Origin of the sequence: Roseivivax lentus, from assembly GCF_900156805.1 — a bacterium.
Classification (GTDB): domain Bacteria; phylum Pseudomonadota; class Alphaproteobacteria; order Rhodobacterales; family Rhodobacteraceae; genus Roseivivax; species Roseivivax lentus.
Genome location: NZ_FTOQ01000002.1, coordinates 52,373 through 68,054, shown reverse-complemented (window position 1 = coordinate 68,054; position 15,682 = coordinate 52,373). Strand labels below are relative to the sequence as shown.

Annotated in this window: 13 protein-coding genes; 3 read left to right on the top strand and 10 right to left on the bottom strand. The window is 68.4% G+C overall.

What is annotated here, in order from left to right; translation table 11 throughout:
- Window positions 1–161: 161 nt before the first annotated feature.
- The 8 genes from BW990_RS03900 to aroQ form a co-directional block, all read right to left on the bottom strand.
- The gene (locus BW990_RS03900) at window positions 162–1,358 is read right to left on the bottom strand and encodes an acyl-CoA dehydrogenase family protein (protein ID WP_076445279.1); all 1,197 of its coding nucleotides are present in this window, start codon (window positions 1,356–1,358) and stop codon (window positions 162–164) included.
- A 43-nt stretch (window positions 1,359–1,401) separates the two neighbouring features.
- Window positions 1,402–2,580, bottom strand: a complete 1,179-nt coding sequence (locus BW990_RS03895) for an acetyl-CoA C-acyltransferase (RefSeq protein WP_076445277.1) — start codon at window positions 2,578–2,580, stop codon at window positions 1,402–1,404.
- Between the two features lie 12 nt (window positions 2,581–2,592).
- Window positions 2,593–4,689, bottom strand: coding sequence for a 3-hydroxyacyl-CoA dehydrogenase NAD-binding domain-containing protein (locus BW990_RS03890; RefSeq protein ID WP_076445275.1), 2,097 nt, complete (start codon window positions 4,687–4,689; stop codon window positions 2,593–2,595).
- Window positions 4,690–4,725: 36 nt separating this feature from the next.
- On the bottom strand, window positions 4,726–5,556 hold the full coding sequence (locus tag BW990_RS03885; RefSeq protein ID WP_076445273.1) for an IclR family transcriptional regulator: 831 nt from the start codon (window positions 5,554–5,556) through the stop codon (window positions 4,726–4,728).
- An 11-nt stretch (window positions 5,557–5,567) separates the two neighbouring features.
- Window positions 5,568–6,905, bottom strand: a complete 1,338-nt coding sequence (locus BW990_RS03880; protein WP_076445271.1) for a TRAP transporter large permease — start codon at window positions 6,903–6,905, stop codon at window positions 5,568–5,570.
- 3 nt (window positions 6,906–6,908) lie between these two features.
- On the bottom strand, window positions 6,909–7,430 hold the full coding sequence (locus BW990_RS03875) for a TRAP transporter small permease (RefSeq protein WP_076445269.1): 522 nt from the start codon (window positions 7,428–7,430) through the stop codon (window positions 6,909–6,911).
- An 85-nt stretch (window positions 7,431–7,515) separates the two neighbouring features.
- Window positions 7,516–8,595: a C4-dicarboxylate TRAP transporter substrate-binding protein gene (locus BW990_RS03870; RefSeq protein ID WP_076445267.1), complete on the bottom strand. Its 1,080-nt coding sequence runs from the start codon at window positions 8,593–8,595 to the stop codon at window positions 7,516–7,518.
- Window positions 8,596–8,749: 154 nt separating this feature from the next.
- Window positions 8,750–9,190, bottom strand: coding sequence for a type II 3-dehydroquinate dehydratase (gene aroQ / locus BW990_RS03865; RefSeq protein WP_076445264.1), 441 nt, complete (start codon window positions 9,188–9,190; stop codon window positions 8,750–8,752).
- A 385-nt stretch (window positions 9,191–9,575) separates the two neighbouring features.
- On the opposite strand from aroQ, the gene rpe reads away from it, so the two are divergent.
- Window positions 9,576–10,265 carry a ribulose-phosphate 3-epimerase gene (rpe, locus tag BW990_RS03860; protein WP_076445261.1) on the top strand — a complete coding sequence of 230 codons (690 nt, stop codon included), beginning with the start codon at window positions 9,576–9,578 and terminating at the stop codon, window positions 10,263–10,265.
- Window positions 10,265–10,921 (top strand): phosphoglycolate phosphatase, encoded by a 657-nt coding sequence (gene gph, locus BW990_RS03855; protein ID WP_076445259.1) that lies wholly within the window; start codon window positions 10,265–10,267, stop codon window positions 10,919–10,921. The genes rpe and gph overlap by 1 nt, the downstream gene beginning before the upstream one ends.
- Window positions 10,922–10,990: 69 nt before the next feature.
- Here gph and BW990_RS03850 read toward each other — a convergent pair whose 3' ends face one another.
- Window positions 10,991–12,193 carry an acetyl-CoA C-acyltransferase gene (locus BW990_RS03850; protein WP_200798025.1) on the bottom strand — a complete coding sequence of 401 codons (1,203 nt, stop codon included), beginning with the start codon at window positions 12,191–12,193 and terminating at the stop codon, window positions 10,991–10,993.
- A 256-nt stretch (window positions 12,194–12,449) separates the two neighbouring features.
- On the opposite strand from BW990_RS03850, the gene BW990_RS03845 reads away from it, so the two are divergent.
- On the top strand, window positions 12,450–14,576 hold the full coding sequence (locus BW990_RS03845; protein WP_076445255.1) for a S8/S53 family peptidase: 2,127 nt from the start codon (window positions 12,450–12,452) through the stop codon (window positions 14,574–14,576).
- On the opposite strand, the gene BW990_RS03840 is transcribed toward BW990_RS03845, so the two are convergent.
- Window positions 14,552–15,670, bottom strand: a complete 1,119-nt coding sequence (locus BW990_RS03840; RefSeq protein WP_076445253.1) for a phosphatase PAP2 family protein — start codon at window positions 15,668–15,670, stop codon at window positions 14,552–14,554. The two genes, BW990_RS03845 and BW990_RS03840, sit on opposite strands and share 25 nt — an antisense overlap.
- Window positions 15,671–15,682: the final 12 nt, after the last annotated feature.

Genomic DNA, 15,682 nt, shown 5'->3' with positions numbered 1-15,682 from the left:
TGCCTGGGCGGGCGCTTGCGACATGGATGAAGTTGGCGTGACGCCGCGCAGCGTGCCGACCGTCTCGCTTGCTGAGAGGTCAACGGCGCCTGCCGGGGGGCAGGCAGGCGCTGCCCGGCACAGGGTGCCGGGATTGGGCGCGTCATGTGTTGCGGTCCGGATCACAGCTCCAGGATCGCCTTGGAGATGATCTGCCGCTGCACCTCGTTCGAGCCGCCATAGATCGAGAGCTTGCGGTTGTTGAAATAGCTCTGCGTGGCGGGCAGCGCGTAGCCGGGGCCGACGGGTTCCACGTTGGCCCCCTCGTCCAGCGCCTCGGACACGAAGGGCATCGCGTAGGGTCCGACCGCCTGACGGGTCAGCGCGTTGATCTCCTGGCGGATCACCGTGCCCTTGATCTTCAGCATCGAGCTTTCCGCCCCCGGCGCATTGCCCGCCGCGGCGGCGGCAATGGTGCGCAGGTTCGTCGTGGCCATCGCCATCAGGTCGATCTCCACCTGCGCCATCTTGGCGGCGAAGAACGGGTTCTGGATGAGCGGCTTGCCGCCCGATTGCTCGAGCCCCGCGATGCGCTTGAGGTTCGCCAGCGCCGAGGTGGCGAAGCCGACACCCGCGATGTTGGTGCGCTCATGGGTCAGGAGGTACTTGGCATAGGTCCAGCCCTTGTTCTCCTCGCCCACGAGGTTCTCGGCGGGGACCTTCACATCCTCGAACCAGACCTCGTTCACCTCGGCCTCTCCGTCGATCAGCACGATGGGGCGCACGGTGACGCCGGGCGTGTCCATGTCGATCAGAAGGAAGGAGATGCCCTCCTGCGGCTTGCCGTCCTTCGACGTGCGCACGAGGCAGAAGATCATGTTCGCGTACTGGCCGAGCGTCGTCCAGGTCTTCTGGCCGTTGACGATGTAGTGCTCGCCCTCGCGCACGGCAGTGGTCTTGACCGAGGCCAGATCGGAGCCCGCGCCCGGTTCGGAATAGCCCTGGCACCACCAATCGTCGCCGTTCAGGATGCGCGGCAGGTAATGCGCCTGCTGTTCCTTCGAGCCGAACTTCATCAGCACCGGCCCCAGCATGTTGAGGCCGAAGGGCACGATGCGGGGGGCGTGTGCGCGGGTGGTTTCCTCCTCGAAGATGTGCCGCTGCACGGCGTCCCAGCCGGTGCCGCCATGCTCTTTCGGCCAGTTCACGCCAAGCCAGCCCTGCGCGTTGAGGATGGCGTGCCAGTCCTCGTAATCTTCCTTGGTCAGGCGCTTGCCGCCCGCGACCTTGTCCGACAGGCGCTTGGGGAGTTTTTCATCCAGAAAGGCGCGAACCTCGTCGCGGAAGGCTTTCTGGTCGTCGGTATAGGTGAGATCCATTGTCGTCTCTCCTTCATTGGGTTGCGAGGCGCGTCCGCGCGTCTCAGAAAATCTCGAAAAGGCCCGCGGCGCCCTGGCCGCCGCCCACGCACATGGTGACGACGCCGAGCTTCGCGCCGCGGCGCTTGCCCTCGAACATCAGGTGACCCGCCATGCGCGCACCGGTCATGCCGAAGGGATGGCCGACCGAGATCGAGCCGCCCGAGACGTTCATCTTGTCGTTGTCGATGCCGAGCGTGTCGCGGCAGTAGAGCGCCTGGGAGGCGAAGGCCTCGTTCAGCTCCCAGAGGTCGATGTCGTCGACGGTGAGGCCCGCGCGTTCCAGAAGGCGCGGCACGGCGAAGACCGGGCCGATGCCCATCTCGTCGGGCTCGCAGCCCGCGACGGCGAAGCCCCGGAACCGGCCCAGCGGCTCGACGCCCGCGCGTTCGGCCTCTTTCGCGTCCATCATCACCAGCGCCGCCGCGCCGTCGGAAAGCTGCGAGGCATTGCCGGCGGTGACGAACTTGTTCTCGCCCTGGCGCACGGGCTTCAGCCCCTGAAGCGCCTCGAGCGTGGTGGAGGGACGGTTGCACTCGTCCTGCGCGATGGTGACCTCGTGGTGGGTCACCTCGCCGGTCTCCTTGTCCTTCTTGGCCATGGTGACTGTCATCGGCGCGATCTCGGCGTCGAAGCGGCCCGCCTCCTGCGCCTCGGCGGTGCGCATCTGGGACTGGTAGCCCAGCGCGTCCTGCGCCGCGCGGGAGATGCCGTAGCGCGCGGCGACGTTGTCGGCGGTGTCGATCATCGGCAGGTAGAGGTCGGGCTTGTGCTCCATGATCCACTTGTTCGGGGCCTCGTCGGGAGGCGGCTGCACGCCCGAGATCGACTCGACGCCGCCGACCAGAACGGCCTTCGCGCCCTCGGCGGCGATCATGTGCCCGCCCATGGCGATGGCCTGCAGGCCGGAGGCGCAGAAACGGTTCACGGTGGTGCCCGCGATGCTGACCGGGAGGCCTGCGCGAATGACCGCCTGCCGGGCGATGTTGCGCCCCGTGACGCCCTGCGGATAGCCGCAGCCCCAGATCGAATCCTCGATCAGCGCGGGGTCGATGCCCGCCCGCGCCACGGCGTGTTCGGCGGCATGGCCCGAAAGGTCCGCGCCGTGGGTGATGTTGAAGCTGCCGCGGGCCGCCTTGCCGATGGGCGTGCGTGCGACGGAGACGATGACGGGATCGTTCATGGATGTCCTCCCTCAGCCCTTGTCGTTCAGGCTGGCAAAAGTGGCGTTGTCTTGGACGAGGCGCTTGAGGAGCGCGGAGGGCTGCCAGAAGAAATCGTCTTCCTGCGCGTAGTCCTCGATATCCGACAGGAGCCCCGCGAGGCCCACATGGTCGGCCCAGTGCATCGGGCCGCCGCGGAAGCGCGGGAAGCCGTAGCCGTAGAGGAAGGTCACATCCACATCGAGCGGACGATGCGCGATGCCTTCCTCGACCACGTCCGCGGCCTCGTTCACGAGGGCGGCCATGTAACGGCGCTGGATCTCGTCGTCGGTGAAGTCGCGGGGGTCGATGCCCGCCTCGGCACGGGCCTTGGCGACCAGCTCTTCGACCTCGGGGTCTTCCTTGCCGCCGCGCGTGCCCTCTTCGTAGATGTAATAGCCGCGGCCCGTCTTCTGGCCGAGACGGCCCAGATCATAGAGCGCATCGGCCCAGCTCGGCACGATGTCGCGCGGATCGCGGGTCGCGGCCTTCCGCTTACGGGTCATGTAGCCGATGTCGAGGCCCGCGAGGTCGCCCATCTCGTAGGGGCCCATGGGCCAGCCGAAGGCCTTGATGGCGCGGTCGACCTGGTAGGGGCTCGCGCCCTGCAGGACCATCCGGTCCGCCGCCGCGCGATATTTCGCGAGGATGCGGTTGCCGATGAAGCCGTCGCAGACGCCTGCCCGCACGGCGGTCTTGCCGAGCGTCTTGGCCAGCGCGAAGGCCGTGGCAGTGACGTCGTTCGCGGTCTTGTCGGCGACGACCACCTCCAGCAGCTTCATCACATGGGCGGGCGAGAAGAAATGCAGCCCGATCACGTCCGCGGGGCGCGATGTGCTGGCCGCGATCTCGTTCACGTCAAGATAGGAGGTGTTCGTGGCGAGGATCGCACCCGGCTTCATGACGCGGTCGAGCTCGGCGAAGACGGCTTTCTTGACGTCCATGTCCTCGAACACGGCCTCGATTGCGAGGTCGGAGTCAGACAGCGCGTCGTAGCCGGTCGCGGTGCGGAACGTGTCCGACAGGATCGCGTCCTTCTGCGCCGCACCCAGCTTGCCGCGCTTCACGGCCCCGTCGAGGTTCTTCGCGATGGTCGCACGGGCCTTGTCGGCAGAGGCGTCGTCGCGTTCGATCAGCGTCACGTCGAGGCCACGGGTCAGGGCCGCGGTGGCGATGCCCGCGCCCATCGTGCCGCCGCCGATCACGCCGATCCTTGCGACGGGGCGCGGATCGACGCCTGCGATCTCGGGGATTTTCGCGGTCTTGCGCTCGATGAAGAAGGCATGGATGAGACCTGCTCGCTGGGGCGTGTCCATCATTTCGGAGAAGATGCGGCGCTCTTCCTCGAGGCCGGGCATGATCTCGAGGCGCGTCGCGGCCTCGACCGCGTCGATAGACGCCAGACGCGCCACCTCGCCGCGGTTCTTCTTCGACCAGAGCGCGCGCGCCTCCGCGAGCGCCTCGGCGTCATGGTCGGGGCACGGCATCTGCCCCACGGGGCGCGGAGCAGCACCTTCGGCGACAAGCTCCTGCGCGAAAGCGAGACCCGCGGCGCGCGGATCGCCTGTCGCCAGCCGGTCGGCGAGGCCCATCTCGACCGCGCGCTCGGCGGAGACGGTGCCGCCTGCCGGGATGATCTCCAGCGCGGCTTTCACACCGATCACGCGCGGCGTGCGCTGCGTGCCGCCCGCGCCGGGGATGATGCCGAGATTGACCTCCGGCAGGCCCAGCTTCGCGCCCTTGAGCGCGACGCGGTAATGACAGCCCAGCGCCACTTCGAGCCCGCCGCCCAGCGCCGCGCCCTGGATGGCGCAGACCACGGGCTTCGTTGCCGCCTCGATATGGTTGCAGACCTCGGGCAGCCACGGGTCTTTCGGCGGCTTGCCGAATTCGGAGATATCCGCGCCGCCAAGGAAGATCTTGCCCGCGCCGAGGATCAGCGCGGCCTTTGCCTCGGGCTCGGCGTTGAACCGGTCGATCGCGTCCCACAGGCCCTTGCGGACCGCATGGCCCAGCGCGTTGACCGGCGGGTTCGCCACGGTGATGACGGCGATGCCGTCCTCGAGCTCATAAGTGACCATGTCGGTCATGCCGCACCTCTCTGCGTGATTGGTGAATTCATCTCGTCAGCCCCGCATCGTCATGGCGGAGCCCTGCCCCATGATCCGCTCCAGCTCCTGCACGGCGGCGTTGAGCCTGGGGCCGACCTCGGTGCGCATCCGTTCGACGCTGAGATCCGAGGGCAGCGCGCCGCAGGTGAAGACCACGGGTTCGGACAGGTCGCGCGAGTGGAAGGGGCGCGCGACGGCGTGGATGCTGGGGGTGTAGTATTCGTCGGGATCGGTGATGGAAAAGCCCTGCCCGATCAGCTGGCCCCAGGCCTCGCGGCGCACCTCGGCCGCGCGTTCGGGCGTGAGGCCCTGCGCGCCCGCGACGTTGGCGACGGTCTTCTCGAAGACCTCTTCGGTCATCGCCGCCAACAGCGCATGGCCCGACGACGTGCCGTTGAAGGGCAGCCGGTGCCCGGTCTCGAGCCAGAGCGAGGAGACGCCCGTGGGCCGCCAGGTCTTCAGGATCAGAAGCTTGGTGTCGTCGCGCACCAAAAGAAGCGACAGCGTGCCGGTCTCGTCCGCGAGCCGCTGCATGATCGGGCCTGCAAGTTCCACGAAGGAGATGGACGAGGCCGCGACATTGCCGAGCGCCAGAAGCGCCGGGCCGGGACGGTAGCGGTCGTGCCGGCGAGCGTGGTTCAGATAGCCCAGCGATTGCAGCGTGAAGGTGAGCCGCGACACGGTGGATTTCGGGATGCCCGTGCGTTCGGAGATCTCCGCATTGCCAAGCCCGTCGTCCGAGGGCCGGAAGGCGCGCAGCACCGCCAGCCCGCGTGCCAGCGTCGTGGCGAAGCGGCGGTCGTTCTCGTCCTTGGGCAGGATGCGGATATCGCTGTCGTCGCGCATGGGCTCCCTCCTCACATCGACATCGGGATCAGCAGGGACAATATCGGGAAGGCCATGATGAGGCCCAGCACGATCACGTCGACCGTCAGGAAGCGCAGGATGCCCGAGAAGATGCGGTCGATGGGGACTTCCTTGCCGACCACGCCCGAGATCACGAAGACATTGAGACCCACCGGCGGCGTGATGAGGCCAATCTCCAGCAGCTTGATGACGACGACGCCGAACCAGATCAGGTCCCAGCCATAGCTTTCCACCAGCGGCACCATCAGCGGCAGCGTCAGCACCATGATCCCGATCGGGTCGAGGAACATGCCGAGCACGAGGTAGATGATCGCGATGGCAATCAAGAGCACGAGGACCGAGAGGTTCGCATCGGTCACGAAGCCCACGATCTCGCCCGCGACGCCCGTGAGCGCGATGAAGGCCACGAAGATCTTGGCACCCGCGGCGATGATGAAGATGGAGGTGGTCTGCACCACGGTCTCGCGCAGACTTTCCCAGAGGGCGGCGAAGGTCAGCTTGCGCTGCGCGAAGCCGATGAGGATCGCCGCCGAGACGCAGACCGCCGCGGCTTCGGTGGCGGTGAAGATACCGCCGTAGATGCCGCCCACGATGATGACGAAGAGGGCAACCGCGGGCCAGGCTTCGAGCGCGGCCTCCGCGCGTTCGCGGCCCGAGATCGTGCCGGTGAAGGCCGGGGCCGCGGCGGGATCGCGCAGCACCCAGATCCATATCACCAGCAGGAAGCCCAGCAGCGACAGGATGCCCGGGATGATGCCCGCGAGGAACAGCGCGGAAATCGAGGTCTCGGTGAAGATGCCGTAGATGATGAACAGCACCGAGGGCGGAATGAGCGAGCCCAGCGTGCCGCCCGCGGCGACCGAGGCCGTGGCGAGGCGCTTGTCATACCCCATGCGCAGCATCTCGGGGCTGCAGATGCGGCCCATTGTCGAGGCGCAGGCGATGGAGGATCCGGTGATCGCCGAGAAGCCGCCGCAGCCCACGACCGAGGCCATCGCGACCCCGCCCGGGATCGAGGCGAGCCAGACGCGGGCGGCATGGTAGATCTTGGTGGTGATCTCGGCGCGATAGGCGATGTGGCCCAAAGCCACGAAAAGCGGGATCATCGACAGATCGTAGCTGTGCACGAGGTCGAAGGAATTCGAGAAGACGAGGCTCGAGGTCGGCGTGAAGGCCCGCTCGGGCATGAAGCTGCCGGTGCGGAAGGCAAAGATCACGAAGGTGCCGACGGTGGCAACGCCCGCAAGCGCGAAGGCGATGGGCACGCGAAGGCCCAGAAGCACGATCACGGCGGCGAAGGCGACGAGTCCGACGATGGTTCCGTCCATGGCTCAGCCCTCCCCGTTCGCGGTGGGGCCGTAGCCCGTCTCGGGCAGGGGACGACCAGCGCGCATCGCGCCCACGTCGCGCCAGACCATGATGGCGAGGCGCAGCCAGCAGAAGGAAATGCCCACGAGGAAGATCACCCGGCCCGGCCATTTCGGCAGCTGCAGATCGCCGAAGAAATACCCGCCCGAGGCGATGGTATGGGTGACCTCGCGCCAGCCCGCCCAAAGGAGCGGCGCCAGTGCCAGAAGGCCGAAGACCGACCCGAAGACGATGAGGCTGTCGCGCATCCGCGGCGGCATCCGGTTCGACACGAATTCCACGACGATATGGGCGCGGTTTGCGGTGGTCGCGGCCAGCGGCAGGATCACCGCGGCGACCATCAGTTCGCGGACCATGACGATGGCGTCCGGCACGTTCGAATTGAAGCCCGCCCGCAGGACCACCGTCAGGGTGATCAGGAAGCCGAGGCCCAGGACGGAGACAATAGCCAGATCGACGAGCAATTGCTCGATACGGCGCAGCATGGTGACACCTTCAGGGAAGTTCGGGGGATGGAAAGGCGGCGGGGCCACGCCCGGCGAGGCTACCGGGCGCGGCGCGCGGCGGGGCTCAGCCCTGCTCGCGCTCCCAGGGGTAGCCCATTTCGTCGCGCTCTTGGGCGTACTTGGCCAGCAGGCCCTTGTACTCCTCGAGGATGGCGGCGCCGTCGAGGCCCAGCTCGCCCATCTGCGCGACCCATTCGTCGACATACTTGGCGCCTTCGGAGACGAGCTTCGCGCGCTCGGCCTCGGGCAGTTCGATGATCTCGACGCCCGCTTCCTTCATCGTCTCGATGGCGGCCTCGTTATCGGCGGTGATCAGGCGGCCCAGCTCGTCGGACATCTTGCGGCCGGCCTCGAGCAGCACCTGCTGCGTTTCGGCGGGCAGCCCGTCGAAGATCTGCTTGTTGGCGAAGACGCCGAGCGCGCCGGTCTGGCCCCAGTTCAGCAGCGTGTAGCTGTCGATGACTTCCTGCTGCTTCAGCGCGGCGGTCGCGTAGCTGTAGGTCTGCGAGCAGTCGATGAGCCCGGTATCGAGGCCCTGATAGGCGTCGTAGATCGACATCGGCACCATGTTCGCGCCGAAATCGCCGAACGTGTCGCCGTAAGCGCCGACGCCGCGGATCTTCAGCCCGTCGATATCCTCGACCGACCGGATCGCGGTGCCCTTGCAGCCGATATGCACCGCCGAGGTGGTGAAGGTGCCGAGATAGACGAGGTTCTGCGCGGCGAGATTGGCCTGGATCGCCTCGTTCGAGCGCATGATCTCGTCGGTGGCCTTCATGCCGACCCAGGCATCGGCGTTCTCGAGCGGCATGTCGGCGACGCGGTAGGCGGCCATCTCCTTGGGGAAGTAGACGGCGATGATCGTGCCCATGTCGGCCACCCCGTCGGAAATGCCCGACAGCGCCGCACCGGCCTTGAAGAGCGCCCCGCCCCACTGGATGTTGAGCGACACGTCGCCGCCCGACATCTCTTCGACCTGCTGGGCGAAATAATTGAGCGATTCGCCCCGGGCGCCGCGGTTCGGACCCGCCTCGCCGACGAAAAGCTGCTGTGCCTCGGCACCGGTCGCCCCGAGCGTGAGCGCACCGGTGGTGCCTCCGCCAAGGATCATTGCACTGGTCAGCGCGGCCTTCATGAAATGCATCGTATCTCCTCCCTGAGTTTTACTATGCAGAATTGAATTTCACTAGATGGATACAGGAAACGAGAAACCGGTCAATCCCCGTCTGCGGGGGATTTGCCCAAACCCCTGCCTAGCCGCGAAACTTTGCCGGTGGCCGTAACCCGTCCGGGCGGTGTCAACCCTTCAGAAGCGTCAGCAGCCGCATCACCGCGAAGCGGTAGCCATCGGTGCCCGCCCCCGCGAAGACCGCATCGGCCCGCGCCGAGACGTAGGAGTGATGCCGGAAGCTTTCGCGCTTGTGAATGTTGGAGATATGCACCTCCATCACTGGCCCGTCATAGGCGTTGAGCGCATCGAGGATCGCCACCGAGGTATGCGAATAGGCGCCGGGATTGATGACGATGCCCGCCGCCGCGTGGCGCGCTTCGTGGATCCAGTCGACGATCTGGCCCTCGTGGTTCGATTGCAGCGCGGTCAGGGCAAAGCCGCCCGCCTCGGCGAGGGCGGTGCAGTCGCGCGCCACGTCCGCCAGCGTCTCGTGGCCGTAGATCTCGGGCTGGCGCTGCCCGAGCAGGTTCAGGTTCGGCCCGTTCAAAAGGGTGATCGTCTGGGTCATGAGGGCGGCTCCGACGCGCAATGCTCGCGCCTTTGTGCGGCGCGTGGCGGCCTGCGGGCAAGGCCCGCGCGCGCAGCCCCCCTGGGATGTGGCGCAAAAGCCCGCGGCTCACTCCAGCGCGGGACGCCAGGCGCGGCGCGTCAGGCGCGAAATCGGGCCGGAGCGCGAGGCCCCGAAACAGCAGCTGAGCACGTAGCGCAGCGGATCGAGTTGCATCATCTTTCAAAGCCTCCGGCATCGGATGCGTCAGCGTCGTCCGCCTGCTAGCGGCTCTCGATGACAGGGGCATGACGGTCCGGGCGCGGCGCCGGTCCCATCGCCTCTCGACGGGCAGGCGGCGGCATGGCAGAAGCGCGCCAGATTTCGTTCGCAAAGGAATGCCCCGATGTCCCAGCGCCGGTCCGTCAAGATCGCCCCCTCCATCCTGTCGGCGGATTTCGCCGATTTCGGACGCGAGATTCGCGCCATCGAGGATCAGGGCGCCGATTGGGTCCATGTGGACGTGATGGACGGGCATTTCGTGCCCAACCTGACCTTCGGCCCGCCCGCCGTGAAGGCCTTCCGCCGCCACGTGAAGACGGTCATGGACGTGCATCTGATGATCGCGCCCGTCGATCCCTATATCGAGGCCTATGCCGAGGCGGGCGCGGATATCCTGACCGCGCATGTGGAGGCGGGCCCGCATATCCACCGCACCCTGCAGGCGATCCGGGGCGCGGGCATGAAGGCGGGCGTCGCGCTCAATCCCGGCACGCCGGCCTCGGCGGTGGCGCATGTGCTGGACCTCGCGGATCTGGTCTGCGTGATGACGGTGAATCCCGGCTTCGGCGGGCAGAGCTTCATCGACATGACCGGCAAGATCGCCGAGTTGCACGCCATTATTGGCGACCGGCCCGTGCATATCGAGATCGATGGCGGGGTCGATCCCAAGACCGCGCCCAAGGTCGTGGCGGCGGGCGCGGACGTGCTGGTGGCGGGCTCCGCGGTGTTCAAGGGCGGCTCGGTCGACGACCCGGAGGTCTATGGCCGGAACATCCGCGCCATCCGCGAAGCCGCAAGCGGCGTCTGGGCCTGATGCCCGCGCGGATCGTCTTCGATCTCGACGGCACGCTGGTCCATTCGGCGCCCGACATCCAGGCCGTGGCCAATGCGGTGCTGGCCGGGGAAGGCGCCGCGGCGCTGAGCCTCGAGGAGACCATCGGCTGCATTGGCAGCGGCGCTGCGATCTTCGTGGAGCGGATGCGGGCCTTGCGGGGCATCGGCGATGCCGAACAGGCGCGGCTTCTGGAGAGCTTCATCGCGCAGTATGAAAGCGGCGTGTCGCTGAGCACGCTCTTTCCCGGCATGCGCGCCGCGCTCGATGGGCTTGCCGCGACGGGGCACCGGCTCGGGCTGTGCACCAACAAGCCCATAGCGCCCACCCATGCCTTGCTGCGCCATTTCGAGATGAGCGATCTCTTCGAAAGCGTGCTGGGCGGCGACAGCCTGCCCGTGCGCAAGCCCGATCCGGAGCCGCTTCACGCGGTGCTGTCCGGGCTCGGGGAAGGACCGGCGCTTTATGTGGGCGACAGCGAGGTCGATGCGGAGACGGCGGCGCGGGCGGGCGTGCCCTTCGTGTTCTTCACCGAAGGCTACTGCCACCTGCCGCATGACCAGATCACCGCCGCGGCGCGGTTTTCGGAGTTCGCGGAATTACCGGGTTTGGTGGCGCGGATTCACGCGGGGAATTGACCGGTCCGATCCGGGCACCCCGTCGCGCGATCAAGGCCGCAGGCCGCCGCGACCAGCGCCTGCCCGGCGTCACCTTTCCATCTCGACGCCGATCGCCGTGGCCTCGCCGCCGCCGATGCAGATCGACGCGACGCCGCGCCGCGCGCCCTCGGCCCGCATCGCGCCCAGAAGCGTCACCAGGATGCGCGCGCCCGAGGCGCCGATGGGATGGCCCAGCGCCACCGCGCCGCCATGCACGTTCAGCTTCTCGCGCGGGATGCGCAGTTCCTTGGCGGAGGCCATGGCGACGACCGCGAAGGCCTCGTTGATCTCGAAGAGGTCGACATCCTCCACCGACCAGCCGAGATCCGCGAAGAGCCGCTGCTTGGCGTAGATCGGCGCGGTGGTGAACCAGCCCGGCGCGCCCGCGAAGGCCGCGTGGCCGACGATCCGCGCGATGGGCGCGAGGCCCAGCCGCTCGGCCTCGGAGGCGCGTGCGAGGACGAGCGCGGCCGCGCCGTCATTGATCGACGACGACGAGGCGGCGGTGATCGTGCCGTCCTTGCGGAAAGCGGGCCGGAGGTTCGGGATCTTGTCGGGGTCGATGTTCTGCGGGCCTTCGTCCCGGCTCACCTCGACAATGCCCTTGCGGGTCTTCACCTCGACCGGTGTCACCTCCCAGTCGAAGGCGCCGCTCTCGGCGGCGCGCTTGGCGCGGGTCACGCTTTCGATGGCATAGGCATCCTGGTCGTCGCGGGTGAACTGGAAGGCCTCGGCGCATTCCTCGCCGAAGGTGCCCATCGAGCGGCGGGTGCCGTCGGGGGCGATGTCATAGGCGTCCTCCAGCCCGTCGAGCATCATGTGATCGAGCACGCGCGCATGGCCGATCCGCGCGCCGGCGCGGCCCTGCGGCAGGAGATACGGCGCGTTGGTCATGCTTTCCATGCCGCCCGCGACCGCAACCCCCACGGAGCCCGCCGCGATGGCGTCATGGGCCTGCATCACCGCCTTCATGCCCGAGCCGCAGACCTTCGACACGGTCGTGCAGGGCACCGAGACGGGCAGCCCCGCGGCCAGCGCCGCCTGACGGGCAGGCGCCTGCCCGAGCCCTGCGGGCAGGACGTTGCCCATCAGCACCTCGTGCACGGCGTCGGGCTTCAGTCCCGCCTGCGCCAGCGCCGCCCGGATCGCCGCCGCGCCGAGCTCGGTCGCGGGCACGCCGGTGAACGCGCCCTGGAACGCGCCGAGCGGCGTGCGGGCGGCGGCGCAGATCATGATCGGGTCCGAGGCAATGTCCTTGGGCATGGCGGCTGTCCTTCGATGCGGAAACGGGTGCGGCGGGCCGCGTGGCGGCGTGGATGGGATCCAGAGTGACCAATTCGCGGGCTTTGTGCAATTCGTCCGGGCACGCGGCAGAGCCGTACGTGAAGGCGGCGTCTCCCATCCGTTAAAATACCGTTAATACGCGCCTTCACGGCAATTCACGGCGTGGATTTACAGGGAATCGTGGCAAGGTGACCCTGGGTAAAGTGTAACGAACGGGTGAGACATGAGCATTGCGTCCGACCATAAAGCGGCCTGGACCGAGATCGTGGGCGATTACGCGCCCTTCGATGGCTATTCTCACTGGGAACGCGCAACGGCAATTCGCGACCCCCGCGCCGTCCTGCTTTTTGCGGAACTGCGTCCGGGCGGCTCGGTCACCACCCTTCACGCGGCGATCGAGGCGATCTGCGACGAGCCGCGCGCGAAACTCCAGGTTGCGGAACGCGACGCGCTGGCGACGGAACTGGACCGGCTGAAGCGCCGTTCCGACCCTCTGTCCGGCGGCGCGTCGAACGGCGCCGGCGGTGATCTCTCCCCACCGTCGGCGGCCTTTCCGTGGCGCGTGACCGTCGCCTTCTTCTGGCTGGGCGAGATCGCGGACGTGCCCGCCTATTGCCACCTGCTGCATGTGGGCCCGCGCGTCGAAAGCCTGAGCGAGACCGATCCCCGCGCCCATGCGCCGATCCCGCAGGCCGAAGGCACGGAAGCGACCGCAACGCCCGGCGCGCCGATCATGGGCTGCATCGATGACGGGATCGGCTATCTGAACAGCCGTTTCCGCGCTGCGCCGACCGAGACCCGGATCGAGAAGCTGTGGCTGCAGACCGAACCGCGCGCCGCCGCCCATGACCTGATCGAGCCGCTGCCCGAAATGCGCATCGGCCAGGTGCTGACCAAGGCGGATATCGACGCCGAACTGGCCTCGGGCGTGTCGGAGGCGGCGCTCTACCGGGCGCGCAACGACGCGCTTCTGCCCGCCGATCTGCGCCGCACGACCAATCATCGCGCGAGCCACGGCACGCATGTACTGGACCTCGCGGCGGGAGCCGATTTCGAGGATGTGGACGATGCGCTGACCGCGCTGCCGATCCTCGCGGTGCAACTGCCCCCCGCCGCCATCGCGGAAACCTCGGGGCGCAAGACCGAAGGATACGTGGCCATCGCGCTGCGCTGGATCGCGACCGAGGCGCTGCGGCTGTCGCGCTGCGACGGTCGGCCGGTGATCGTCACGCTGAGCCTCGGCGCGCTGGCGGGTCCGGGCGATCACACCGCCTTTCTCGCGCAGTGGATCGGTTTCGAGATCGACCGCTACGCGCGGCTTTCGGGCGGGCGGCTGCAGGTCGTCGCGGCCTATGGCAATGCCCGGCTCGACCAGCTCGTGGCGCGCGCCGAGGTCAGCCGCGCCGCGCCGATGCGGCTCGATTGGCGGGTCCAGCCCGACGACCGCACGGCGAGTTTCCTGGAACTGCGCACCAAGCCCGAGGCCCAAGGCATGCGGCTGCGGCTGACCCCGCCCGATGCGCGCTGGCCCGCGCTGACGCTCGACTGGCTGGAGCCCGGCGAGGGATGGCTTCTGACCCGGAACGAAGCGGTTCTGGGCGCGGTCTACGGCACCGAGGTCGCCGATCTGAACAACGGCGGAGAGGCCGCCCCGCCCTATCCCAGCATGCTGATCGCGCTGGCGCCCACGCACCGGATGGACGGCCGCCCGACGTTGCCCGCAGGGGCGTGGAAGGTGGAAATCAGCACCGCGTCGGAGACCCCGGCGCTGGTCACCGCGGAGGTGCAGCGCGACGACACGCCGCCGGGCTTCCGCCCGCGGGGGCGGCAATCCTATCTCGATGCGCCGGGCTGGCTCTTCGATCCCGAACTCGGCGCGCTCGGCGCGCCGGCGCCCTGCAACCCGGTCACCCGGCAGGGCACGGCGGTGGCATTCTCGGGGGCGACGAACGCGCATCTGTGGTTCGTGGCCGCCGCCCGGCCCGTCACCGGCCAGCCCGATCGGGGCCAGCCCGAGCGGTTTTCGGCGGAAGGCATCATCGACATGCTGGCGCGGGCGGGCGAATCCGAAGGTCCGACGCTGGCCGCGCGCGGCGCGGATGGCGCGATGACGTCGGGCGCGCGGGCGGCGGGGGTCCTTTCGGGCTCGGTCGTGCGCTTCGCGGGCACCAGCGTCGCGGCCCCCCGGGTGGCGCGGGCGCTGGCGCATCTGTGGCTCGCCTCAGGGACGCCCGGCGATCCCGAAGCCGACCTGGCGGCAATCCTTCAAGCGACGCCGCCCCTGCCCGGCCCGGATACCCGGACCGGACGCGGCGTGATGCTGGTTCATCCCCATTCCCGGAGGGCCTGAGTCCCGATCGCGCCCAGAAGGCGCGCGCGGCGGCCCGAAGCGGTCGCCGCGTCGAGATCGGCGGGCAGGAGCGCACGCAGCCACTCGCGCCAGGCCTCGAGGGTGAAGCCGCCGTTCCAGGCCGCGGCATCCTCGGTGAAGGGGGCGGCGGGCGCGAAATCATGGGTGAAGCCGTCGCCCAGCGCGGGCCGCGCAAGGCTGATCCCGAGCATGAAGCCCAGAAGCCCCCCATAGGCGCTGTCGATCGGGAAATGCACGCCCGCCACGGTGCGGTTGTCGGCGATCCGGGCGGCAAGCGCGAAGGGCATCAGCACATTCTCTTCCGCCGCGCTGCCCGGCGTCTCGGCGATCAGGATGTCGATCAGCCCGCGCACCGCATTCTCGCCCGGCGCCCGGCCCTTGAGCCACATGAGCGACAGAAGCGTGGCGAAGGCGAAGGCCTCGGTCGCGTGCCCGCTCGGGCAGGAGCCGTGGCCCGGCGTCTGGATCATCGGCTGCACCTTCGGGGAATAGGCGCTGGGGCGCGGCACCGAGGCCGCCAGCTTCACCGCCTGTTCGGGCTGGATCACCACGTCGTAGACGCGCGCCAGAAGCTCCAGCGTCCAGCGGCGGGAATAATTGTCGAGATGGATCTGCGAGCCGAAGAAGCCCAGCATGTCGCCGGTCTGCAGCACGATCTCGCCCAGACGGTCGGCGCGCAGATCCATCGCGCTGCGCAGATAGGGCAGCTGGTGGGTGCCGAGATCGTCCGCGCCGGGGGTCGGCAGCGTCAGCGTGATGCCCCGGCCCGAGACGCGCGGCGCGGCGCTGGTGCCGGTTACGGTGAAAAAGCCGCTCATCTCCTGCGCGACGGCGGCGGCGCGGGCATCGGGTTGCAGCGCCTGCAGCCGGTCGATCACCGCGCCCGAAGGCGCCGCGGGCGTCTCGCCGGTGCCGTCCCAATAGCCCAGAAGCCCCTCGGCGGTGACGCCGAGCGCGTTGCTGGCAAGGGGCCCCGCCCCGCCGCCCGAATGAATGCCGTGAATGCCGTGGATCCCATGAATACCGTGGATCCCGTGAATGCCATGGATCCCGTGAATGCCGAGTGTCGCCATACCAAATACTCA

Bases quoted from the DNA above. Each gene is read 5' to 3' on its own strand.
- BW990_RS03900 (WP_076445279.1), bottom strand. From the start codon at position 1,358: ATGGATCTCACCTATACCGACGACCAGAAAGCCTTCCGCGACGAGGTT.
- BW990_RS03895 (WP_076445277.1), bottom strand. From the start codon at position 2,580: ATGAACGATCCCGTCATCGTCTCCGTCGCACGCACGCCCATCGGCAAG.
- BW990_RS03890 (WP_076445275.1), bottom strand. From the start codon at position 4,689: ATGACCGACATGGTCACTTATGAGCTCGAGGACGGCATCGCCGTCATC.
- BW990_RS03885 (WP_076445273.1), bottom strand. From the start codon at position 5,556: ATGCGCGACGACAGCGATATCCGCATCCTGCCCAAGGACGAGAACGAC.
- BW990_RS03880 (WP_076445271.1), bottom strand. From the start codon at position 6,905: ATGGACGGAACCATCGTCGGACTCGTCGCCTTCGCCGCCGTGATCGTG.
- BW990_RS03875 (WP_076445269.1), bottom strand. From the start codon at position 7,430: ATGCTGCGCCGTATCGAGCAATTGCTCGTCGATCTGGCTATTGTCTCC.
- BW990_RS03870 (WP_076445267.1), bottom strand. From the start codon at position 8,595: ATGCATTTCATGAAGGCCGCGCTGACCAGTGCAATGATCCTTGGCGGA.
- aroQ (WP_076445264.1), bottom strand. From the start codon at position 9,190: ATGACCCAGACGATCACCCTTTTGAACGGGCCGAACCTGAACCTGCTC.
- rpe (WP_076445261.1), top strand. From the start codon at position 9,576: ATGTCCCAGCGCCGGTCCGTCAAGATCGCCCCCTCCATCCTGTCGGCG.
- gph (WP_076445259.1), top strand. From the start codon at position 10,265: ATGCCCGCGCGGATCGTCTTCGATCTCGACGGCACGCTGGTCCATTCG.
- BW990_RS03845 (WP_076445255.1), top strand. From the start codon at position 12,450: ATGAGCATTGCGTCCGACCATAAAGCGGCCTGGACCGAGATCGTGGGC.
- BW990_RS03840 (WP_076445253.1), bottom strand. From the start codon at position 15,670: ATGGCGACACTCGGCATTCACGGGATCCATGGCATTCACGGGATCCAC.